Here is a 416-nt window from a genome sequence, read left to right as displayed (position 1 = left end):
GTCATCGCCAGATGATGGCCATCCAGGCCATTTCTGACCAGTGACACCTGAAAACCGGCTTCGCTCAGGCCTTGCTTCAGATAGTCACCGGTTTTTTGTTCATCTTCCACAATCAGCAAACGCATCTTGCCATCTCCAAACATAGCTTTGGCAGTATTAGACCATAAACCGCCAAACAGCAACATGACAGCAAGATTACAACTTTGTCATGTTCAGGTCATGCTGCTGACAGTTTCGTCCTCTACACTGCTACGCATATCATATAGAGAGTATTGGAGGTTGCAGATGATAAAGGCTAACACCATGATGCCGGTATCGGTTTCACGGCGCCGGTTTGTGCAGGGGCTGGCGGTGGGCGGCGTGCTGGCCACTTTTCCGCATATCGTCAGGGCGGGTAGCGCCTTTAAAGATAATGC

At 50.2% G+C, this 416-nt stretch carries 1 protein-coding gene; it reads left to right on the top strand.

All coding sequences use genetic code 11. The annotated features are described in order from the left end of the window. Positions 1-183: 183 nt before the first annotated feature. On the top strand, positions 184-416 hold a 233-nt coding region (locus J3B89_RS21570), incomplete at its 3' end, for a twin-arginine translocation signal domain-containing protein (RefSeq protein WP_349814244.1).

This window comes from Rheinheimera oceanensis, from assembly GCF_018831085.1.
Lineage (GTDB): Bacteria > Pseudomonadota > Gammaproteobacteria > Enterobacterales > Alteromonadaceae > Alishewanella > Alishewanella oceanensis.
The sequence above is the reverse complement of the archived record's forward strand: the minus strand, read 5'-3'. Positions and strand labels throughout refer to the sequence as shown.